22 protein-coding genes and 1 riboswitch are annotated in these 20,627 nt (G+C 73.2%); of the genes, 13 read left to right on the top strand and 9 right to left on the bottom strand.

Annotation, left to right across the window (positions count from 1 at the left end; translation table 11 throughout):
• Positions 1-111 precede the first annotated feature (111 nt).
• The gene (locus JQX11_RS00330; protein ID WP_232377042.1) at positions 112-636 is read left to right on the top strand and encodes a hypothetical protein; all 525 of its coding nucleotides are present in this window, start codon (positions 112-114) and stop codon (positions 634-636) included.
• A gap of 29 nt (positions 637-665) precedes the next feature.
• Here the strand turns inward: JQX11_RS00330 and JQX11_RS00325 are convergent, their stop codons facing one another.
• Together JQX11_RS00325 and JQX11_RS00320 are read right to left on the bottom strand one after the other, a co-directional pair.
• Positions 666-1,874: an MFS transporter gene (locus JQX11_RS00325; RefSeq protein WP_204923544.1), complete on the bottom strand. Its 1,209-nt coding sequence runs from the start codon at positions 1,872-1,874 to the stop codon at positions 666-668.
• A 269-nt stretch (positions 1,875-2,143) separates the two neighbouring features.
• Entirely contained in the window at positions 2,144-3,697 is a 1,554-nt protein-coding gene (locus JQX11_RS00320; RefSeq protein ID WP_204922909.1) for a class I adenylate-forming enzyme family protein, read from the bottom strand.
• 357 nt (positions 3,698-4,054) lie between these two features.
• Between JQX11_RS00320 and JQX11_RS00315 the strand changes: the two genes are divergently transcribed.
• The 6 genes from JQX11_RS00315 to JQX11_RS00290 all read left to right on the top strand — a co-directional run bounded on the left by JQX11_RS00315 (position 4,055) and on the right by JQX11_RS00290 (position 10,450).
• Positions 4,055-5,341 (top strand): SGNH/GDSL hydrolase family protein, encoded by a 1,287-nt coding sequence (locus JQX11_RS00315; protein ID WP_204923542.1) that lies wholly within the window; start codon positions 4,055-4,057, stop codon positions 5,339-5,341.
• Between the two features lie 62 nt (positions 5,342-5,403).
• The gene (locus JQX11_RS00310; protein ID WP_204923543.1) at positions 5,404-6,624 is read left to right on the top strand and encodes a cytochrome P450; all 1,221 of its coding nucleotides are present in this window, start codon (positions 5,404-5,406) and stop codon (positions 6,622-6,624) included.
• An 11-nt stretch (positions 6,625-6,635) separates the two neighbouring features.
• A complete protein-coding gene (gene lipP1 / locus JQX11_RS00305; protein WP_204922908.1) occupies positions 6,636-7,619 on the top strand; it encodes a LipP1 family hormone-sensitive lipase in 984 nt (327 codons plus the stop codon).
• Between the two features lie 2 nt (positions 7,620-7,621).
• Entirely contained in the window at positions 7,622-8,761 is a 1,140-nt protein-coding gene (locus JQX11_RS00300) for an alpha-hydroxy acid oxidase (RefSeq protein WP_204923541.1), read from the top strand.
• Between the two features lie 4 nt (positions 8,762-8,765).
• Positions 8,766-10,085, top strand: a complete 1,320-nt coding sequence (locus JQX11_RS00295) for an aminotransferase-like domain-containing protein (RefSeq protein WP_232376979.1) — start codon at positions 8,766-8,768, stop codon at positions 10,083-10,085.
• A 113-nt stretch (positions 10,086-10,198) separates the two neighbouring features.
• Positions 10,199-10,450 carry a hypothetical protein gene (locus JQX11_RS00290; RefSeq protein WP_088646644.1) on the top strand — a complete coding sequence of 84 codons (252 nt, stop codon included), beginning with the start codon at positions 10,199-10,201 and terminating at the stop codon, positions 10,448-10,450.
• Between the two features lie 68 nt (positions 10,451-10,518).
• Here the strand turns inward: JQX11_RS00290 and JQX11_RS00285 are convergent, their stop codons facing one another.
• Positions 10,519-11,955, bottom strand: coding sequence for a glycine hydroxymethyltransferase (locus JQX11_RS00285; protein ID WP_204922907.1), 1,437 nt, complete (start codon positions 11,953-11,955; stop codon positions 10,519-10,521).
• Positions 11,956-11,973: 18 nt separating this feature from the next.
• A riboswitch (ZMP/ZTP riboswitch) is annotated at positions 11,974-12,063 on the bottom strand.
• Between the two features lie 238 nt (positions 12,064-12,301).
• Between JQX11_RS00285 and JQX11_RS00280 the strand changes: the two genes are divergently transcribed.
• A complete protein-coding gene (locus tag JQX11_RS00280) occupies positions 12,302-13,171 on the top strand; it encodes a metallophosphoesterase family protein (protein ID WP_204922906.1) in 870 nt (289 codons plus the stop codon).
• A 9-nt stretch (positions 13,172-13,180) separates the two neighbouring features.
• Here the strand turns inward: JQX11_RS00280 and JQX11_RS00275 are convergent, their stop codons facing one another.
• Positions 13,181-13,996 carry an SDR family NAD(P)-dependent oxidoreductase gene (locus tag JQX11_RS00275; protein ID WP_204922905.1) on the bottom strand — a complete coding sequence of 272 codons (816 nt, stop codon included), beginning with the start codon at positions 13,994-13,996 and terminating at the stop codon, positions 13,181-13,183.
• A gap of 110 nt (positions 13,997-14,106) precedes the next feature.
• Here JQX11_RS00275 and JQX11_RS00270 point away from each other — a divergent pair, with 110 nt between their 5' ends.
• Positions 14,107-14,532 carry a winged helix-turn-helix transcriptional regulator gene (locus JQX11_RS00270; RefSeq protein WP_204922904.1) on the top strand — a complete coding sequence of 142 codons (426 nt, stop codon included), beginning with the start codon at positions 14,107-14,109 and terminating at the stop codon, positions 14,530-14,532.
• A gap of 100 nt (positions 14,533-14,632) precedes the next feature.
• Here the strand turns inward: JQX11_RS00270 and JQX11_RS00265 are convergent, their stop codons facing one another.
• The 3 genes from JQX11_RS00265 to JQX11_RS00255 all read right to left on the bottom strand — a co-directional run bounded on the left by JQX11_RS00265 (position 14,633) and on the right by JQX11_RS00255 (position 16,807).
• Positions 14,633-15,133, bottom strand: a complete 501-nt coding sequence (locus tag JQX11_RS00265) for a hemerythrin domain-containing protein (RefSeq protein ID WP_204922903.1) — start codon at positions 15,131-15,133, stop codon at positions 14,633-14,635.
• 89 nt (positions 15,134-15,222) lie between these two features.
• On the bottom strand, positions 15,223-16,092 hold the full coding sequence (locus JQX11_RS00260; RefSeq protein ID WP_204922902.1) for an NAD(P)H-hydrate dehydratase: 870 nt from the start codon (positions 16,090-16,092) through the stop codon (positions 15,223-15,225).
• Entirely contained in the window at positions 16,076-16,807 is a 732-nt protein-coding gene (locus JQX11_RS00255; RefSeq protein WP_204922901.1) for a histidine phosphatase family protein, read from the bottom strand. The genes JQX11_RS00260 and JQX11_RS00255 overlap by 17 nt, the downstream gene beginning before the upstream one ends.
• Before the next feature lie 203 nt (positions 16,808-17,010).
• On the opposite strand from JQX11_RS00255, the gene JQX11_RS00250 reads away from it, so the two are divergent.
• On the top strand, positions 17,011-17,556 hold the full coding sequence (locus JQX11_RS00250; protein ID WP_204922900.1) for a hypothetical protein: 546 nt from the start codon (positions 17,011-17,013) through the stop codon (positions 17,554-17,556).
• A gap of 10 nt (positions 17,557-17,566) precedes the next feature.
• Here the strand turns inward: JQX11_RS00250 and JQX11_RS00245 are convergent, their stop codons facing one another.
• The gene (locus JQX11_RS00245; protein WP_204922899.1) at positions 17,567-18,187 is read right to left on the bottom strand and encodes an L-threonylcarbamoyladenylate synthase; all 621 of its coding nucleotides are present in this window, start codon (positions 18,185-18,187) and stop codon (positions 17,567-17,569) included.
• Positions 18,188-18,582: 395 nt separating this feature from the next.
• Here JQX11_RS00245 and JQX11_RS00240 point away from each other — a divergent pair, with 395 nt between their 5' ends.
• The 3 genes from JQX11_RS00240 to JQX11_RS00230 are packed head-to-tail and all read left to right on the top strand — an operon-like array spanning position 18,583 to position 20,082.
• Positions 18,583-18,819 carry a GntR family transcriptional regulator gene (locus tag JQX11_RS00240; protein ID WP_204922898.1) on the top strand — a complete coding sequence of 79 codons (237 nt, stop codon included), beginning with the start codon at positions 18,583-18,585 and terminating at the stop codon, positions 18,817-18,819.
• 39 nt (positions 18,820-18,858) lie between these two features.
• A complete protein-coding gene (locus JQX11_RS00235; protein ID WP_204922897.1) occupies positions 18,859-19,071 on the top strand; it encodes a helix-turn-helix transcriptional regulator in 213 nt (70 codons plus the stop codon).
• A 39-nt stretch (positions 19,072-19,110) separates the two neighbouring features.
• Positions 19,111-20,082 carry a DNA polymerase domain-containing protein gene (locus JQX11_RS00230; RefSeq protein ID WP_204922896.1) on the top strand — a complete coding sequence of 324 codons (972 nt, stop codon included), beginning with the start codon at positions 19,111-19,113 and terminating at the stop codon, positions 20,080-20,082.
• A 21-nt stretch (positions 20,083-20,103) separates the two neighbouring features.
• Here JQX11_RS00230 and JQX11_RS00225 read toward each other — a convergent pair whose 3' ends face one another.
• Positions 20,104-20,610 (bottom strand): Lrp/AsnC family transcriptional regulator, encoded by a 507-nt coding sequence (locus tag JQX11_RS00225; RefSeq protein WP_204922895.1) that lies wholly within the window; start codon positions 20,608-20,610, stop codon positions 20,104-20,106.
• Positions 20,611-20,627 lie beyond the last annotated feature (17 nt).

The raw sequence follows: 20,627 nt of genomic DNA, 5'->3' as shown, positions 1-20,627 counted from the left end.
CCCGGCAGCGGGGGATCGTGCTCCGCCGCGAAAACCCTGCCGGGCGGTCAGCCGGTGGTGAGGACGGCCGGTGACCCTGGACCGGACGACGACGAGGAGATCGGAGTGCCCATGCGCTGGACGACGAGACTCGGTGCCGCCCTCACCGCGGTGACGCTGGCGGGGACCGTGCCGACCGCCCCGGCGGCGGCCGCCGGTCGCCCCACCGGAGGCTGGGTGCCGGCCCCGCAGGAGGAGTTCACCCTGCCGGCCGGGGCCCGCTGCGCGTTCGGCATCCGGGTGGCGGCCGAGGTCGACGAGGTCCGCAAGCTGGTGCTGACGACCGACCCGGACGGTTCGCCACGCCGGGAGCTGTACACCGGCGCGCTGATCGAGACGGTGACCAACACCGACACCGGGGCCGTCACCCGGGTGGACGCCAGCGGCACCTCCCTGGTCAGCTACGCCGCCGACGGCGCGATGACCTGGTACGTGACCGGCCCGGTGCTGCTCGGGTTCCGGGACGACGCCGGCTCGTTGCCGAAGGGGTTGTGGCTGATCGACGGTCAGTTCGTCGTCCGGTTCACCGCCGACTACGACAAGACCGTCACCATGCTGCACGGCACCACCCACAACGTCTGCGACGACCTGGACTGACGGTGGGGCTGGCCGTGGCGACCTGACCGTCAGACCTTGTCGACGGCCGTCGGTGGGGGTGCCGGCCGGCCCATCCGCAGCGGCCCGGCGACCAGCGGCGTCACGGTCAGCACCGCGCACACCACCGCCATCACCAGTAGCGCCGGTCGCAGCCCGAGGGCCGCCACCGACCAGCCGCCGACCAGCGCCCCCACCGGCAACCCGACGAACGCCAGCGAGCCGGAGATTCCCAGCACCCGGGTCTGCAACGCGTCCGGTACCCGTTCGTAGAGGGCCGCGCCGAGCAGCGGGTTGACCGCCGCGATGCCGATCCCGGACAGGAACGTCACCACCAGCACCACCACCAGATGGTCGGTCAGCGCCAGCACCAGCAGCCGGGGCGCACCGCTCAGCGCCGCCCCGGCCGCGAAGATCAGGGTCCGGGGCAGCCGGGGGCCGAGCATCGTGAAGACCACGTTGCCGAGCAGCGCGCCACCGCCGAACACCCCGAGCACCAGCCCGAACCCGGCCGGGTCGCCGAACTCGTCGCGGACCCACAGCGGCACCCACACCGCCGTGTTGGCGGCGGCGAACATGTTCAACGCGGAGACCACCACCAGCATGGTCAGCAGCACCCGGTCGGTGCGCAGGTAGCCGAAGCCGGTGCGCAACGCCTGGAAGTAGCCTTCCCGGGGCGCGGCGGGCGCGTCGCTTGCGGGCGGGCGCACCAGCACCCCGACCAGCAGCGCGCAGACCGCGAAGGTGCCCGCGTCGATCCAGATCGCCCGGGTCACCCCGACCCAGTCGATGAGCAGACCGCCGATGACCGTGCCGAACAGCGCCACCCCGCGCGCCAGCCCGTCGTAGGCGGAGGTGAGCCGGATCAGCTCCACCCCGGCGCGCTGCGCGGCCGGCCGGAACATGACGTGCTTGACCCGGTCGCCGATGCCGCGCAGTCCGCCGGCCACCGCGACGAGGGCGACGAGCGCCCCGAAACCGAGCCACGGGGCCAGCGCCACCACCGCGATCACGGCCGCGCTCGCCGCGTCCACCGTGATCGAGGTACGTCGTACGCCGAACCGGTCCGCCCACGGCGTCGCCAACGAGCTCGACAGCATGTACGGCAGGAACTCGGCCGCCGCGACGATGCCCATCTTGGCCGGGCTGCCGGTGGTGGTGAGCACCAGCCAGGGGATCGCGATCACCGAGATCCGGCTGCCCAGGTTGGAGATCAGGTCGGCGGCGACCAGGGTGACCAGTTCCCGCCGGGCGGCCCGCCGCTCGGGACCCGGCGGCGCGGCGAGCGACCCGGCGTCGCCCGCCCCGGCACCTCCCGCTCCGGTGTCACCCGAACCGGCACCACCCGAAGCGGCGTCGGCCTGACCGGTGGCCGGTCCGGCACCGGGCGGGCCGCCGGCCGGCTGCCGGCCGGACACCCCGCCGGGAGCCCCGGTGGCGGCGTCGGGGCCGTCGGCCGGCCAGCCGTTGTCGTCGGTGGCTGTCCGGGGGCCGGTGGCGGCGTCGGCGGTCACGACGGGCTGCCGACCGGATCGGCGGGCGCGCCGGCGGCGTACCGTTCGCGCAGCGCCCGCTTGTCCACCTTCGCCGACCGGTTCAGTGGCAGCGCGTCGACGAACTCCACCGCACCCGGCGCCCAGGTGTCGCTCAGTTCGGCGGTGACCAGGTCGATCAGCTCCGCCCCGGTCACCGTCGCCCCCGGCGTCGGCACCACGTACGCGTACGGCAGCTCCCCGGCGACCGGGTCGGGCACCCCGATCACCGCCGCCGCGCGGACCTGCGGATGCCCGGCGAGGACGTCCTCGATCGGCCGGGAGTAGATCGGCCAGCTGCGCTGCCGGGTGAGGATGCGGTCCTGCAACCGGTCGACCAGGTAGAGGAACCCGTCGTCGTCGAGGTGGCCGATGTCGCGGGTGCGTACCCAGTCGTCGACGAGCGTGTCGGCGGTCAGCTCGGGCTGGCCGTGGTAGCCGTGGAAACTGAGTCTGGTCCGCACCCACACCTCGCCGTCGGTGCCGGCCGGCAGCACCCGCCCGTCGGCGTCGCGGATCTCCACCGTCACGTCCCCGTACGGTCGGCCGCAGGAACCCAGCCGCTCCGGGTGCGCCGGGTCCTCGGTCAGGCCGGGCTGGGCGCAGATCACCACCGCCTCGCTGAGGCCGTACACGATGCGCAGGCACGGGCCGAACCGGGCGATGGCCTGGCGCAGCCGGGCGGGCGCGGCCGGTCCCGCGCCCACGTTGAACATGAACATGGCGGAGAAGTCCGCGCCGTCCAGGGCCGGATGGTCGAGCACCTCGTAGAGCATCGGCGGGGTGACGAACGTGGAGGTGAGCCGTTCGGCGTCCACGGTGGCGATGAACGTGGCCGGGTCCCACTGCTGGCGCAGGAAGAGCACCCCGCCGGTGAACAGGTTGAACAGGGTGGTGATCTGGCCGCTGGCCAGCCACATCGGCGAGTGCGACAGGTGCCGCAGCAGCGGGAAGCCGGCGGCGCGGAAGTCCGCCGCCAGGGTCAGCACCTGCCGGTAGAAGCTCTCCCGGTGGTGCACCAGTTTGGGGGTGCCGGTGGTGCCGCTGGTCTGCAGGAACGACTCCGGCGTGGGCACCCGCGCGGGCAGCTCGACCGGCGGGGCGTCGGCGGTCAGCTCGACGCCCAGCCGCAGCACCGGCACCCCGGGCAGCGAGGCGGCGATCTGGTCGCCCAGCCCGTCGGGGGCGTACGCGTGGTGCACGAACACGTCGGGGCGGGCCAGCCGGACGAACTCGTCGATCTCCCGCCGGGAGGTGACCGGGGCGATCCACATGCTCCGGCAGCCGAGCAGGTGCAGGGCGAGCTGGAGCAGCGGGCCCTCCACCGCGTTGCCGAGCATCACCAGCACCGCCGCGCCGGGGCGTACCCCGTGGCCGGTCAGGGCGTACGCCAGCCCGCGTACCTCGGCGGCGACCTGCGGGTAGGTCAGCCGGCGACCGTCGCCGACCAGCGCCTCCCGGTCGCCGAACCCGGCGAACAGCGCCAGCGCGTCGTGCACGTAGGTGGTGGATCGGTCGGCCCCGTCGGTCATCGCACAGCCCCCAGCTCGATGCGGCGGGTCGCCGGCGGCCCGGTGGGACCCGCCGTGGCGACCGGCCGGGTTGGCGTCCGAGCAGGTCACAGCCCGGCCCGCGACGGGGGTGCGCGCCATGGGCGACCGCACCGCCGCCGCTAGCGAGCCTAGGCCGACGGCCTCGCCCGGGGACAGAGCCGAACGGCGAGGGGCCGCCCACCATGGACATTTGATCATGTCTATCGGGTTGATTGACGCCTGTCAGACGTCGCGGCTAGGTTTCTGGACCATCGTCCGGGCGGTGCCGTCAATGGGCGCCGGCCCTGGGCGGCCCAACATGGAGGTTCAATGTCGACCCCGAAGAGATGGCAGGTCATAGCGTCCGCGGCCGTGTTGCTGGTCGTGGGCGCCCCGGCGGTGGTGGCCAGCGCCGGTCCGTCCGACTCCGACACCGGCGGGGCAGCCGCCCGGGCGCAGTGGGCGGGTACGTGGGCCGCGGCGGTCACCCGCGGCAACACCGTCGGGCTGACGAACACCGGCCTGAACAACCAGAGCATCCGGATGACCGTGCGCACCACCGTGGGTGGGGAGCGGCTGCGGGTCCGGCTGAGCAACCTCTACGGTGAGCAGGCGGTGCAGGTGGGACACGCCACCGTCGCCCGCCCCAACACCGCCACCCTGACCGACCGGTCGGACATCCTGCCCGGCAGCGTGCGGGAGCTGAAGTTCGGCGGTTCCACCTCGGCGACCATGAACAAGGGCGCCGAACTGCTCAGCGACCCGTTGACCTACGCGGTCGGCGAGCAGGAGGACCTGGTCGTCACCCTGCACTTCCCGGTGCTCACCGGGCCGGTCACGTTCCACGGCCAGTCCAAGGTCACCACCTTCATCGGGGCGAACGACCTGACCACCGCCGCCGACGGCGCCGGCTTCACCATCCGCCCGGACTGCTGCTGGATGTTCCTGTCCGGCATCGACGTGCTGCGCCCGGCGAGCCCCGGCGCGGTGGTGGTGCTCAGCGACTCGATCGGGGATGCCAACGGCAGCACCGTCAACGCCAACAAGCGCTGGCCGGAACTGCTCGCCGGGCGGCTGGTCGCCGCCCGTCCCGAGGTGCGTACCCCGGGGGTGCTCAACCTGAGCCTGGCCGGCAACCGGCTCAACCACGAGGGCACCGAGCCCGGCGCGGGCGGTTTCCCCGGCTACTACGAGCTGGGTCCGAACGCGCTGGCCCGGCTCAACGAGGACGTCTTCCCGCAGACCGGCGTGAAGACCCTGGTGACGCACCTCGGCATCAACGACATCTGGATGTCCGACGACTCCGCCGACCGGATCATCGCCTCGCTGCGGCAGATCAACAAGCAGGCCAAGGCGCGCGGCCTACGCAGCCTCGCGGTCACCCTCACCCCGTACGAGGGGCACGGCAACCCGGGGGTGTGGACGCCCGAGAAGGAGACCACCCGCCAGGCGGTGAACACCTGGCTGCGGGGCCCGGGGGCGGCCGAGTTCGACGGGCTGCTCGACTTCGACGCGGTGCTGCGCGACCCGGCCCAGCCGAGCCGGCTGCTGCCCGCGTACGACGCCGGTGACCACATCCACCCGAACGACGCCGGCAACCAGGCGTTGGCGGACGCCGTACCACTTCGACTGCTCGGTCTGTGACACCGGTGGGGCGGCGGGGGTGACCCCGTCGCCCCCCGGTCATTTCCTGGGGAGGAAGCACCATCGTGGACGTCGACGAGATCCTGTCCGGTCTCTACAGCGAGGCCGGCCGGCAGGACCCCTATCCGTGGTATGCGGCCCTGCACGAACACGGGCCGATCAGCGTCATCCCGAACCGTCCGGAGCACAGCACGGTCAGCGCCGTGGCCGTCGGCTACGACCTGGTCGACCAGGTGCTGCGTGACCCGCAGTGGTACAAGCAACCTCCACCGGGCTGGGAGGAGCAGGAGATCCTGCGGACCTTCCAGTCGTCGATGATGTTCGTCAACCCGCCCGACCACGGCCGGATGCGGGGCGTGTTCTCCCGTACCTTCACCCCGCGCCGGCTCGGCGCGCTGGAACCGGTGATCGTCCGGGTGGTCGACACCCTGCTGGACCGGATGGCCGACACCGGGGCCGACGGCTCCGAGATCGACTTCGTCGCGGACTTCGCCTACCCGGTGCCGGCGCTGGTGATGGCCGAGTTCATCGGCCTGCCCGAGAGCGAGCTGGCCTGGTACCGGCAACGGGTCGACTGGATCGACGAGTTTCTCGACGTGGCCGGCAAGACCCCGCAGCGGCTGGCGCTGGCGAACCAGGCCGCCGAGGAACTGCGGGCGCTCTACCGGGACCTGATCGGGCACCGCCGCCGCCAGCCGGGTGAGGACCTGATCTCCGGGCTGGTCGAGGCGCTGGACTCCGGCGAGGTCGACCTGACCGAGGAGGAGTTGATCAGCAACCTGATCGTGCTGTTCAACGCCAGCTTCGTCACCACCGTCTACATGTTCAGCAACGGCCTGCCGGTGCTGCTGGGCCACCCCGACACGGTGGCCGCGCTGCCCGGCGACGAGACCCTGGCCCAGGGCTGCGTCGACGAGGTGCTGCGGCTGCAGAGCCCGGTGCACTTCCTGGCCCGCGCCGCGCCCCGGGACACCGTGCTGGACGGCGTGCCGGTCGCCCGGGACGAGAACGTCCTGCTGATCATCGCCGGGGCCAACCGGGACCCGCGCCGGTTCCCCGGGCCGGACCGGTTCGACCCGCGCCGCGACGGCCCCCCGTCGCTGGCCTTCGGCGTCGGCCCGCACTTCTGCCTCGGCGCGGCCGTGTCCCGCCTGGAGGGTCGGATCGGCCTGCCCCGGCTCTTCGCGCGGTTCCCCCGGCTCGCGGTCAGCCAACCGGCCGACTACAGCGGGAGTCTGTTCCTGCGCGGCATCGACAAGCTCTTCGTCACCACCGGCGGATAGGAGCCGATCCCATGTCCCTCGACCCCCAGGTGGTGGCCTACCGGGCCGCACGGGCCGCCGCCGGCACCCCACCGCTGTACACCCAGACCCTCGCCGAGGCCCGCGCCGCCGACCTCGCCGCGATCCGGGCCGGTGGCGGTGACGTCGAGCCGGTCCACGAGGTACGCGACACGACCGTCCCCGGTCCCGCCGGTGACCTGCGGGTCCGGGTGCACCGGCCGGCCGGCGACGGGCCGCTGCCCACCCTGGTCTACTTCTTCGGCGGCGGTTGGACGCTGGGCAGCGTGGAGACCGCCGACGGGATCTGCCGCCGGCTCGCCAACGCCACCGGATGCCAGGTGGTGACGGTCGGCTACCGGCTCGCCCCGGAGCACCCGTTCCCGGCGGCCGTGCTGGACTGCCACGCCGCCACCCGGTGGCTGGCCGAGCACGCCGCCGAGCTGCGCGTGGACCCGGACCGGCTGGCGGTGGGCGGGGACAGCGCGGGGGGCAACCTGGCGGCGGCGGTGACCCTGCTGGCCCGCGCCGAGGGCGGCCCCCGGCTGGCCGGGCAGCTGCTGGTCTACCCGAACACCGACCAGCGGGCCGCCCTGCGTCCCGCCGACGACCAGGATCCGTTGCTGTTCAACAGGCACTCCGTGGACTGGTACCGGGGTCACTACCTGGCCGACCCGGCGGACGCGGCCGACCCGCTGGCCTCGCCGCTGCTCGCCGACGACCTGTCCGGCCTGCCGCCGGCCCTGGTGGTCACCGCCGAGCACGACCCGCTGCGCGACGAGGGACAGCGGTACGCGCAGCGGTTGCGGGACGCCGGCGTGCCGGTGCGGGCCACCTGCTATCCCGGCATGATCCACGGGTTCTTCGCCATGCCCGGGGTCTTCGACGCCGGCCGGCGCGCCCAGGACGAGGCCGCCGCCTTCCTGCGGGAGGTCTTCGGGCTGCCCAACCCGCCGGCCGACACCCCCGTCACCGCCACGGTGAGGGACGAGCGGTGACGGTGCTCCCCCCTCCCGCCGGACCGCCGGCCACCGTCGCGGCGGGCGGGGACGGTGACCGCCCGCCGGTCAGCCTGGCCGACTTCGCCGAGCTGGCCCGGCGGGCACTCCCGCCCGGGGTCTGGGACTTCGTCGGCGGGGGCAGCGGGGTGGAGACCACGCTGGCCGCCAACCGGGCCGCCCTCGACCGGGTCGCCGTGCTGCCCCGGGTGCTGACCGGGGTGGAACGCCCGCGCACCCACGCGCCGCTGCTCGGCCGCGAGCAGGCGATGCCGGTGGCGGTCGCGCCGATGGCGTACCAGCGGTTGCTGCACCCGGACGGTGAGCCGGCGCTGGCGGCGGCGGCCGGCGCGGCCGGGGTGCCCTACGTGCTGAGCACGTTGAGCAGCACCCCGGTCGAGGAGGTCACCGCCGCCACCGCCGGGCCGGTCTGGTTCCAGCTCTACTGGCTGCGTGACCGGGGGCTGGTCGCCGACCTGCTCGACCGGTCGCACGCCGCCGGCTGTGCGGCGTTGATGGTCACCGTCGACGTGCCGGTGCTCGGCCGGCGGCTGCGCGACGTGCGCAACGGCTTCGCGTTGCCGCCGGAGGTGACCGCCGCCAACCTGCCCGCCGGCCGGGACGACCTCGCCCATGCCGGCACCCCCGGCGTGTCGGCCATCGCCGCGCACACCGAGGCCGCCTTCGCTCCCGCCCTGACCTGGGCGGATCTGGCCTGGCTGCGGGAGCGCACCCGGTTGCCGCTGCTGGTCAAGGGGGTCCTCGACCCGCGTGACGCGGTCCGCGCCGCCGACGTCGGGGTGGACGCCGTGGTGGTCTCCAACCACGGCGGCCGGCAGCTCGACGGGGCGCCGGCCACCGCCACCATGCTGCCCGAGGTGGTCGCGGCGGTCGGCGAGCGGATCGAGGTGCTGCTGGACAGCGGGGTACGGTCCGGCACGGACGTGCTGCGCGCGCTCGCCCTCGGCGCGTCCGGGGTGCTGCTGGGCCGCCCGATGCTGTGGGCGCTGGCGGCCGGCGGGCGGGCCGGCGCGCAGGCCGCCCTCGACCTGCTCGCCGTGGAGCTGCGCGACGCGTTGACCCTGACCGGCTGCGCCGACCCGACGCAGGCCCGGCGGCTGCGTACCCTGACCGGAGACTGACCCGTTGGAGCATCTGGTGGACCTGGACCTGGCGACCCTGCACCCGGCGGTCGACGACCCGGCGCTGAACTCGATGAACTTCCTCAACGAGGTGTCCCAGCACTGGCCCGACGCGGTGTCGCTGGCGGCCGGGCGGCCCTACGAGGAGTTCTTCGACGACGACGCGCCGGGGCGCTGGCTGGACCGGTTCCGCCGGCACCTCGCCGTCGACCTCGGGCAGACGCCCGAGCAGGTCCGCCGCACCCTGTTCCAGTACGGCCGGACCAAGGGGATCATCCACCACCTGATCGCCCGCAACCTCGCCGTCGACGAGGACGTCCACGTCGACGACGAGGCGGTGGTGGTGACCGTCGGTTGCCAGGAGGCGATGCTGCTGGTGCTGCGGGCGTTGCGGGCCGGCCCGGCCGACGTGCTGCTCGCCGTCGCCCCGACGTACGTGGGGTTGACCGGGGCGGCCCGGCTGGTGGACCTGCCGGTGTGGCCGGTGGCCGGTGGCCCGGCCGGGGTGGACCTGGCCGACCTGCGGGCGCAGGCGCACCGGGCCCGGGCGGAGGGCCTGCGGCCCCGGGCCTGTTACGTGATGCCCGACTTCGCCAACCCCTCCGGCACCAGCATCGGCCCGGCCGACCGGCAACGGCTGCTCGACCTGGCCGCCGAGGAGGACCTGCTGCTCATCGAGGACAACCCGTACGGCCTGTTCCCGGCCGGGGACGTCGACCGGGTGCCGACGCTCAAGGCGTTGGACACCCGACGGCGGGTGGTCTATCTCGGCTCGTTCGCCAAGACGGTGCTGCCCGGGGCGCGGATCGGCTATGTGGTGGCCGACCAGCGGGTGGGCGGGGTCGACGGTGCGGTGGGGTTGTTCGCCGACCAGCTCGCCAAGATCAAGAGCATGGTCTCGGTGAACACGTCGCCGCTGGCCCAGGCCGTCATCGGTGGGGCGTTGCTGGAGCACGGCTGTTCGCTGGTCGCCGCGAACCGGCGGGAACGGGCGGCGTACACCCGCAACCGGGACCATCTCCTCGCCGGCCTGCGGCGGCGTTTCCCGGCCGGGTCGCCGGTGCGCTGGAACTCCCCGGCCGGGGGGTTCTTCGTCGTGGTCACCGTCCCCTTCCCGGTGGACGACGCGCTGCTGCGCCGCTCCGCCGAGCGGTACGGGGTGCTCTGGACCCCGATGGCGCACTTCTACGACGATGGCCGCCCGGTCGAGGCGTTGCGGCTGTCGGTCAGCGCCGTCACCCCGGCGCAGATCGACCTCGGCCTGGACCGGCTGGCCGCGCTGATCACCGACGAGTTGACCCGTACCACGGTCCCGGCCGGCTGACCGCCGCGTTCTGTGGCCGGTGTCGACCCGGTGGCACCCGACCTCCACCCGGTGTCGCCGAACCGCCACCCCCCGTGCTGTGCGGCGGCCGGCGCGGTGGCCATAATGGACGCATGGTCGCTTGGGAGTACGCCCTGTTGGTCCGCCGCTACCAGGGACAGGGACGCCAGTTCCACGTCTCGTTCGTCTGGTACGGCCCGGACGGCTCACGCACCGACGTCACGGCGTACGGCGACACCGCGATCGCCCACCTCAACCGGGTCGGTCGGGAGGGCTGGGAGCTGGTCTCCGCCGCCGAGGACGTCAACAACATCCAGGGCAGCACCGAGGTGCACCGCTACCACCTCAAGCGTCCCCTCACCTGATCCCGGCTCCCCGTCGGTCGGGAGGTTCCGCCACCGGAACCTCCCGACCGGACGTGGGGCGGGCCGGGTCAGCCCAGGTCGACGGTGGGGTAGAGGGGGAAGCCGGCGAGCAGGTCGGTGGCCTGCTTGCCGACCGAGTCGGCGACCGCCGGGTCGAGCACGTACTTGGCCTTCGACGGGGTGCCGTCGGCGTTGGCACCCGGCGTGGTCTGGCTGAGCACGGTGTGGATCAGCTCGGCGGTAGCGTCCATCTCGGCGGTGCCGAGACCCCGGGTGGTCAGCGCCGGGGTGCCGATCCGGATGCCGGAGGTGTACCAGGCGCCGTTGCGGTCCTGCGGGACGGCGTTGCGGTTGGTGACGATGCCCGAGTCGAGCAGCGCCTGCTCGGCCTGCCGGCCGGTCAGGCCGTAGCCGGAGACGTCGAGCAGCACCAGGTGGTTGTCGGTGCCCCCGGTGACCAGGGTGGTGCCCCGGCGCAGCAACCCCTCGGCGAGGGCCTGCGCGTTGTCGACGATCCGCTGCGCGTAGTCGGCGAAGTCGGGTCGCCGCGCCTCGGCCAGCGCGACCGCCTTGGCCGCCATCACGTGCGGCAGCGGACCGCCGAGCACCATCGGGCAGCCCCGGTCGACCTGGTCTGCCAGCTCCGGACCGCAGAGCACCATGCCGCCGCGCGGGCCGCGCAACGACTTGTGGGTGGTGGTGGTGACGATGTGCGCGTGCGGCACCGGGTCGAAGTCGCCGGTGAAGACCTTCCCGGCGACCAGGCCGGCGAAGTGCGCCATGTCGACCATGAAGGTCGCGCCGACCGAGTCGGCGATCTCCCGCATGATCCGGAAGTTCACCTTCCGGGGGTACGCCGAGTAGCCGGCGACCAGGATCAGCGGCTTGAACTCCCGGGCGGCCTCGGCGACCCGGTCGTAGTCGATCAGACCGGTGGCCGGGTCGGTGCCGTAGCTGCGCTGGTCGAACATCTTGCCGGAGATGTTCGGCCGGAAACCGTGGGTGAGGTGGCCGCCGGCGTCCAGCGACATGCCCAGCATCCGCTGGTTGCCCAGCTCGCGGCGCAGCGCGAACCAGTCCGCCTCGGTCAGGTCGTTGACCTGGCGCACCTGGGCCTTCTGCAACGCGGGGGACTCGACCCGATCGGCCAGGATCGCCCAGAAGGCGACCAGGTTCGCGTCGATGCCCGAGTGCGGCTGCACGTAGGCGTGGCTGGCCCCGAACAGTTCCTTGGCGTGCTCGGCGGCGAGGGCCTCGACCGTGTCGACGTTCTGGCAGCCGGCGTAGAAACGACGGCCGACGGTGCCCTCGGCGTACTTGTCGCTGAACCAGTTGCCCATGGTCAGCAGGGTCGCCGGGGAGGCGTAGTTCTCGCTGGCGATCAGCTTCAGCGACTCACGCTGGTCGGTCAGCTCCGCGCCGATGGCGTCGGCCACCCGGGGTTCGACCGCCCGGATCACCTCGAGTGCGCTGCGGAAGGCGGTGGACTCGGCGTTGGGCGACATGCGACCTCCAGGTGACGTGCGGAAGGCCCAGGCGCTCGGCGTGCGTCCTCATGACGGGGCCGCTTCCCGATGGTGCTCCATCCCCACGCGCCAGTCACGGCCCGCCGACGATCCTACCGGGTGGCCGGCGGGGGCGTCCGGAGCACCTCCGGCGGGCCGGGTCGGCCGGCCCGATCCGGGGCGATGCGGGCAGCGAAGAACAAGGTCCGGGCGGCGGCCCGGCTCACGCCGGACCGGATCGAGGCCGAGCAGCACCGTTGGATGGCCGACCCCGGCTCCGCCGACTGACGACGACGGTGCTCCCCGCGCGCACCGCGCCGGGTGACCTTCTGCGTACGATCGGCGGATGCTGGGGGAGGACACCGAGGGCAGTCTGGTCGCGATCAGCGACCTGCACGTCGGGTACAAGGAGAATCGTGCCCTGGTCGAGGCGCTACGGCCCGCCTCGCCACGGGACTGGCTGATCGTCGCCGGTGACGTGGCGGACACCGTCGCCGACATCGAGTGGGCGCTCGGCACGCTCGCCGGGCGCTTCGACACCGTCATCTGGGCGCCGGGCAACCACGAACTGTGGACCCCGCCGGCCGACCCGGTGACCCTGCGCGGGGTGGACCGCTACGAGCTGCTGGTGCGGCGGTGCCGGGACCTGGGCGTGGTCACCCCCGAGGACGACTACCGGGTGTGGCGGGGGCCGGGCGGACCGGCGCTGGTGGCACCCCTGTTCCTGCTCTACGACTACAGCTGGCGACCGCCGGGCTTCGACACCCGGGAGGCGGCGCTGGCCGAGGCGTACCGGACCGGGATCGTCTGCACCGACGAGTTCATGCTGCACCCCGACCCGTACCCGAGCCGGCAGGAGTGGTGTGCGGCCCGGCTGACGGAGACCGCCCGCCGCCTGGACGCCCGCGACCCGCAGCTGCCCACCGTGCTGGTCAACCACTGGCCGCTGGACCGCCACCCGACCGAGGTGCTGCGCTACCCGATCTTCGCCCAGTGGTGCGGGACGGAGGCGACCGCCGACTGGCACCGCCGGTTCGCCGCCACCACCGTGGTCTACGGGCACCTGCACATCCCCCGTACCACCTGGAAGGACGGGGTGCGGTTCGAGGAGGTCTCGGTGGGCTACCCCCGGGAGTGGCGTCAGCGCAGCGTGCCCCCCGGGCGGGTACGGCAGATCCTGCCCGCGCCCACCGGCACGCCGGCACCCCTCTGGTGAGCCACCGGCTCAGCCGGCGTGCAGGCGGGTGAGCAGCGCGTCGGTTACCGTGCCGAGGCGGCGGGCGGCGGCCGGGTCGAGCGTCGTGGCCGACAGCGGGACGGGTCTGCCCCGGTCGCTGGCGGTCAGGGCGTCCGCCGGTGGATCGTCGATCCATTCCACGACGGGGCGGATCGACTTCTCGACCGGCCTGGCGACGACCGACGCCGCCCGGATCACCCCACGGACCACCGGCGGCATGGTGGACAGGTCGCCACTGCGGGTGAAGCCGGGGTGGTAGAGCACGTACCGCGCCCGGGAGCCGGACCGCTGCGCGAAGTCCACCCCGAGCAGGTCGTTCGCCCGGCCGGCCTGTAACTGTGCGTCGACCATGCCGTACTTCCGGGTGAGCTGGAGGTCGTCCCAGTGGATCGACCCCCTGGTGGTGCCGACGCCCGCCACGTTGACGATGACCGGCCGCTCGGCGGCGTCGAGCTGGTCGCGCAGACCGTGGCTGAGCAGGTAGCGGCTCAGGTAGTACAGCGCGAAGGTCTGCTCCAGGCCCTCGTCGGTGACCACCCGTCGGGGCGACTGCCGGTTGGCGAACAGGGCCAGGGCGTCCACCCTCGGCCACCGACCCCTGATGGTGTCGATGACCCGGCGGGTCTGCGCCACCGAGCGCAGATCCGCCCGGAGGAAGTGCACCCGGCCGGAGAGCGCCCGCACGGCCCGCCCCTTCGCCGGGTTGCTGCCGATGGCGACGACCTCGTCGCCACGGCGGATCCGGGCTTCCAGCGTCGCCCGGCCCATGCCGTCGGTGCCGCCGCTGATGACGATGACCCGCATGCCACCCCTTTTCCCGCCCGGTGGCCCCCGTTCGGCACCGGACGTCGACCGTGGACCACGACCGGCACAATCCTCGGCGGAGGCCGGCGACAGCGGAAGAAGGCAGTGTCATGTCCGTACCGAACACGGATGTTCGTTCCCTGGTGGCGGCGGTCCTGCCGACGCCCGTCCCGGCCGACGAGTACGACGGCTGTCCGGTCACCGGGCTGCTGCGGCTGCTCAGTGACAAGTGGTCGATGCTGGTGCTGGTCCTGTTGGGCCGTCAGCCGTACCGCTTCAACGAGCTGCACCGGGCCATCGGCGGGATCAGCCAACGCATGCTGACCCGCACCCTGCGCGGTCTGGAGGGGGCCGGCCTGGTCCTGCGCGAGGTCCATCCCACCGTCCCGCCCAGCGTCGAGTACCGGCTCACCCCGCTCGGGCAGAGCCTGCTCGGCCCGTTGTCCGACCTCGCCGACTGGGCGGTCCGCCACGGGCCCGAGCTCGCCGCCGCCCGACACCCGGTCGCCGCCGCGACGTCGTCCGGGCCGCGCTGACCTGCCTCACGCGGGGCGCAACCGTAGCAATCCTCGCGCGCGGCGAGGGCCCGACCGGACGGTCGGGCCCCTCGGACGCGGTGCGGGTCGAACGGGCGGGTCAGGCGGTGGTGGCGTGCCGGGCGCTCTTGATCGCCTTCGGGTCGCTGGGGGAGCGGGGCGCGTCCGGGCGCAGCGCGATCATCCGCTCACCGATCTCCTGGAGCGGGTTGCGGCCGAGCGCCTCCCGCACCTTCGGGAACCACTCCTGCTCCTCCTCCTCGATGTGGTGCTCGACGTTCTCGATCAGCACCGTGGTCTTGGCGACGAAGTGGTCGTCGGAGGCGTCCATCGCGGACAGTTCGGCGCAGAGCACGTCGGCGACGTGGTGCTCCTCGTACGACTCCAGGATGTCGTCCTCCAGGTCCGGCAGGAGCTTGCGGACCTCCGGGTACATCACCTCGTTCTCGAGGTAGGTGTGGGTGGTGAGGGCGGCCACGATCTCGTCGACCAGCGTGCGGCGGCGGCTGACCGGCCCCTCCTGCGCCTTCTCGAACTCGCGGAAGAGACGGCGCATCTCCTTGTGGTCCTCTTTGAGCAGGACGATGGCGTCGGTGGACACCGGCAGACCTCCTTGATCGGCTGACGACAATCCCGGTACCCCGGGACGAAATACGCAAACGGATCGCGCCCGGCGAACGTCCGGCACGCTCAGACGGTGGCGATGGTGTGCGGGATCTCGTCGAGCAGTTCCCGGGCCAGGAACCCGATCCGGCCGAACCGGGGCACCAGCCGCTGCCCGCTCACCGCGTGCACCCACGCCGCCCAGCAGGCCGCCTGGGCGGGTTCCGCGCCCCGGGAGAGCAGCCCGGCGAGCAGCCCCGCCCGCACGTCACCGCTGCCCGAGGTGCCCAGCCCGGCGTCGCCGCTCTCCTCCCGCCAGCACTGGCCGTCGGGGGTGGCGATGTGGCCGTACAGGGAGACCACCGCCTCGTACCGGCGGGCCAGTTCGCGGGACTCGGCGTCCAGGTCGTCGCCGGGGTCGCGGCCGAGCAGGTGCCGGGCCTCGGTGAGGTTCGGGGTCAGCACCGCCTTCCGGTCCGCGCCGACCAGCAGGTCCGGTTCGTGGCTGAGCGCGCCCAGCGCGTACGCGTCGAAGACCAGTGCGGTGTGCGGCCCGGCCGCCGACAGCACCAGGCGCAGCAGGGCGCGGGTCTGGTCGATGTCGTTGAGGCCCGGCCCGACGGTGACCACGTCGGCCTGCTCGACCAGCTCTCCGAGCCGGTCGCCCGGGTCCCCGGCGACCGCGCCGTCGGCGGTCTCCGGCAGGCCGACCACCATCGCCTCGGGCACCTGGATGCTCAACGCGGCGGCGGTGGACTCGGCGGCGGCCAGTTGCAGCACCCCGGCACCGGCGCGCAGCGCGGCCACCCCGGCCAGCAGCACCGCGCCCGGGGTGAACCGGGAACCGCCGACGACCAGGACGGTGCCCCGGTTGTCCTTGCCGCCGGTCGGCACCGGCAGTGCCCAGTCGCGCAGCAGTCCCGGGGTGATGACCCGGGTGTCAGACCGGTTCGGCATGGATCTCGTCCTCCGTGGTGGGTGGTGCACCGTGCGCGTGCAGGTGGGCGACGTCGTTGAAGGTCTGCGGCACGAGCCGGCCGGTGGCGTCGGCCGACCAGCCGGTCACCGAGCAGTTGGCGATCACGTGCTCCCGGGTCAACCCCATCAGCTCCGCCTCGGAAAGCCCCTCCACCAGGTAGCGCAGCAGGAACACCAGGGCGTCGTGCCCGAACAGCAGCACCCGCCGCCCCTGGTGGTCGCGGCGCAGGTCACCGAGGAGGGTACGCAGCCGCAACGCCACGTCGGTCCAGGATTCGCCGCCCGGCGGCCGGTAGTAGAACTTGCCGAGCCGGTGCCGCCGGGCCGCCTCGTCGGGGAACCGGCGGGCCACCCCGTGCCCGGTCAGCCCGTCGAGGATGCCCAGTTCCCGGTCGCGCAACCGCTCGTCGACGCTGGCCGGGATCCCGGTGCCGGCCAGCGCCAGTTCCGCCGTCCGCACCGCCCGCAGGTACGGTGAGACGACCGCCACGTCGGGACGCTGCCCGTCCGGCAGACCGGCCAGCCATCGGGCGGTCGCCCGCGCCTGCTCCTCACCGGTGTCCGACAGTGGCACGTCGGCGTCGCGGTGGGTCAGGTCGATCAGTTCGGCGCCGGCCGCCTCGGCCGTCGACGCGGCGACGTTCGCGGTGCTCTCCCCGTGTCGGACGATCCACAGCGCCCCCAGTTCCGCCATGTCCCCATGCCTACCCCCACCCCACCCCCGGTAACCCCGCCCCCTGGCGGGTCGGCCCCGTGGGGTTGGGTGCCCAGCGACGTCGCCGAAGTTGCGGTATACGGGCCGGTGGATACCGCTACTTCGGCGACCTGGAGCCGATCATGTGGGGTGACCGTCGGTCCGGGGACGGACCGTCGCCGGGGGATGGGTACCCTGCCCGCGTGGACGGTGGGGCGGACGGCGAACGGTTGGCGGCATCGCTCACCGCATGGCTGGACCGGCTCGAATTCGTCGACCTGGGCGCCGACGAGGTGACCGCACGGATCATCGACGCCGTGCTGGCCTGGGCCGCCGAGCAGGGCTGGCGGTCCTACCGTCGGGCGGCGAGCGTGCTCCCGCTGCCCCCGCCGATGACCGACCGCCACTCGGTGCTGGACGTCGCGTGTGCCCGTCGCGACGGGCCGCCCGTGGTGATCGAGGTCGACCACACCGACCGGCGGCGCACCTGGGAGAAGCTCGCGGCGGAGGCGGCCGCCGGCCGGGTCGCCCTCTGGGTGCGCTGGGGTCCGGGGCGGTTCGCCGTGCCACCGGCCCCGATCCACCTGGTCACCTGCGAGGTGTCCCGGCACTCCGGGCCCCCGGGCGCGGGTCGCCGGCACAGCCGGGCGACGGGCCCGGCCCGGCCGGCACCCGTCCACTCCGCCCGTGACGTCGACCCGGTCGTGGAGCCGCTGCCGCTTCCGCCGACGGGCCCCGGTACGCCCTGACCGGACGGGACTACTCGAAGCGGGCCGGGTCGCCCGCGCCGTAGCGGACGATCTCCGGCTCGTCGGTGGAGAAGTCGATCACGGTGGTGGGCAGGGTGCCGCACTCGCCGGAGTCGATCACCGCGTCGATCGCGTGGTCGAGCCGTTCCTTGATCTCCCAGCCCTGGGTCATCGGTTCGGTCTCCCCGGGCAGCAGCAGGGTGCTGGACACCAACGGCTCGCCCAGCGCCGCCAGCAGCGCCTGCGCGACCGGGTGGTCGGGGATGCGTACCCCGACGGTCTTCTTCCTGGGATGCAGCAGCCGGCGCGGCACCTCCTTGGTGGCGGGCAGGATGAAGGTGTAGCTGCCCGGGGTGGCCGCCTTCAGCGACCGGAACACCGCGTTGTTGATGTGCACGAACTGGCCGAGCTGGGCGAAGTCCCGGCACACCAGGGTGAAGTGGTGCTTGCTGTCCAGGTGTCGGATCTCCCGGATCCGGTCGAGACCGTCCCGGTTGCCGAGTTGGCAGCCGAGCGCGAAGCACGAGTCGGTCGGGTAGGCGACCAGGCCGTCGCCGCGCAGCAGGTCGACCACCCGGCTGATCGTCCGGGGCTGCGGGTTCTCCGGGTGAACGTCGAGATAGATCGCCATGGCGGCGAGCCTAGTGGGGGAGCGGCGGCGGTCGCCGGTGAGCCCGGAGCACGTCGCGCGCCCAGGTCAACATGTGGCATCCGCCCTCGCGGCACTGGAAGCACCGGCGCGGGGGTGGTGGCCTGTCCGGCGTCTCGTGGTGCTGTGCCACCACCCGCTGCGCGGTCCAGATGACCAGGGCGGGCGTGACCGGTCCGTCGTCCATCGGCATGGGGGACCCCTCCCGGGTACGGGCAGATCCGGGCACCGATCCCCGCTCAGGTACCCGGACCGCTACCGGCAGCCCAGATGACTGATCGTCACGAGCTGCCACTTACGGTAGTGGTGTACAAGCATGAACGTCTAGGAACGTAGCTAAAGAACCTACCTCGTCTTGGCTCGATTAGTTTCTTGCCATGATCGATCCAGACGGCCCCGTGCCGGTCTACCGCCAGGTGGCGAACATCCTGGCTGGTCGGATCAGCAACGGTGACCTCGCGGCGCATCGACCGATTCCGAGCGAAGCGGCGATCGTGCAGGAGTTCGGGGTGGCCCGGGGGACCGCCCGGCGTGCGGTCGCGGAGCTTCGCGAGCGTGGGCTGGTCTACACCGTGCCGCAGCGCGGCACCTACGTCGGGCAACCCGAGGCGTAGCCCTCCGCAGGAGCGCGGGACAGGTCGTACGGTCGCATCGTGAGACTCGTGGCCCTCTCCGACATCGCGGACATGCTCGGTGGCGTGTCGCGCACCAGGGCCACCGAGATCACCAACCGTCCGACCTTCCCGGCACCTATCGACACGGTGGCCAGCGGCAAGGTCCGCGTCTGGGACCGGGCGGCGGTCGACGCGTGGATCAGAAAGTACCGACCGAACCAACCGCGTGGCGCGGAGGACGACGAGCGCTGAACGGCTCCGGGTGTCGGGGGTGGCCGTTACCGTGTGAGCGTGGCGACGGCGGCCGAGGAGATCCAGGTGGGGGAGCGGCTGGTCCGCGTCTCCAGCCCCGACAAGCCCTACTTTCCGGAGCGCGGGCTGACCAAGCGGGACGTGGTCGGCTACTTCCTCGCCGTCGGCGACGGCATCCTGCGCGCCCTGCGGGACCGCCCGACGATGCTGGAGCGCTGGCCGCGCGGCGTGTTCGCCGGAGCGAAGATCGGCACCCGGCAGGACAACCGGGGTGACGCCTTCTACCAGAAGCGGCTCCCGGCCGGCGCTCCCGACTGGGTGCGCACCGCACACCTCACGTTCCCCAGTGGCCGTACCGCCGACGAGGTCGCGCCGGGCGAGCTGGCGGTGGTGATCTGGGCGGCCAACCTCGGCACCCTGCGGTTCCATCCGTGGCCGGTGACGGCGGCCGACGTGGAGCGCCCCGACCAGCTCCGGATCGACCTGGACCCGATGCCGGGGGTCGGCTTCGAGCAGGTGGTGCCGGTGGCGCACGAGGTCCGGGCCTTCCTCGCCGAGCTGGGCATGGTCGGCTACCCCAAGACCACCGGCGGGCGTGGCCTGCACGTCTACCTGTCCATCGAGCCCCGGTGGAGCTTCGGGGAGTGCCGGCGCGCGGTGCTCGCCCTGGGCCACGAGCTGGGGCGTCGGCTGCCCGACCTGGTCACCACCACCTGGTGGCGGGAGCAGCGCGACCGGCCGGTCTTCATCGACTACAACCAGATGGCCCGCGACCACACGGTGACGTCGGCGTACTCGATCCGGCCCACCCCGGCGGCGCTGGTGTCGGCCCCGCTGGAATGGGCGGAGCTGGACGACGCCCGCCCGGAGGACTTCGACGTGCTGAGCATGCCGGCCCGGTTCGCCGAGCGCGGCGACCCGCACGCCGGCCTGGACGGCGACCGCTACTCCCTGGAGCCGCTGCTGGCGCTGGCCGACCGCGCCGGCCTGGCCGCCCCACCCGAACGCTGACCAACCGCGCCGGGCCGTCACTCAGGCCCACGGGCTGCCGGCCCCGTCGAACTCGTCGAAGACCAGCCAGGTGCGGGTGGACAGCACCCCGGCGATGCCCTGCACCCGGCTGAGCACCACGTCCCGCAGGGTGGCGTTGTCCGGCGCGCGGACCAGCGCCAGCACGTCGTGTTCGCCGCTGAGCAGCGCCACGTGCTCGATGTAGCGCACCCGGGCCAGCTCCGCCGACACCTCCCGCCAGGTGTTCTGTTGGATGGTCAACGAGATGTACGCCGAGGTGCCCAGCCCGGCCGGCTCCGGCGCCACCCGGGCCCGGAACCCGGTGATCACCCCGTCGCGCAGCAGCCGCTCCACCCGGGCGTACGCGTTGGTGCGCGACACGTGCACCCGTTCGGCGAGGGTGCGCATGGACAGCCGGCCGTCCCGGGTCAGCTCGTCGAGGACCCGTCGGTCCACCTCGTCCAGCGGCGTGACCGAACGTCCCGTTGTGCCCGGTGGGCCCGGTGGCGGGGTGGTCTGCTGGCTCATCAGATACTCCTCGGTAG

The organism is Micromonospora humida (assembly GCF_016901255.1).
Classification (GTDB): domain Bacteria; phylum Actinomycetota; class Actinomycetes; order Mycobacteriales; family Micromonosporaceae; genus Micromonospora; species Micromonospora wenchangensis.
The sequence above is the reverse complement of the archived record's forward strand: the minus strand, read 5'-3'. Positions and strand labels throughout refer to the sequence as shown.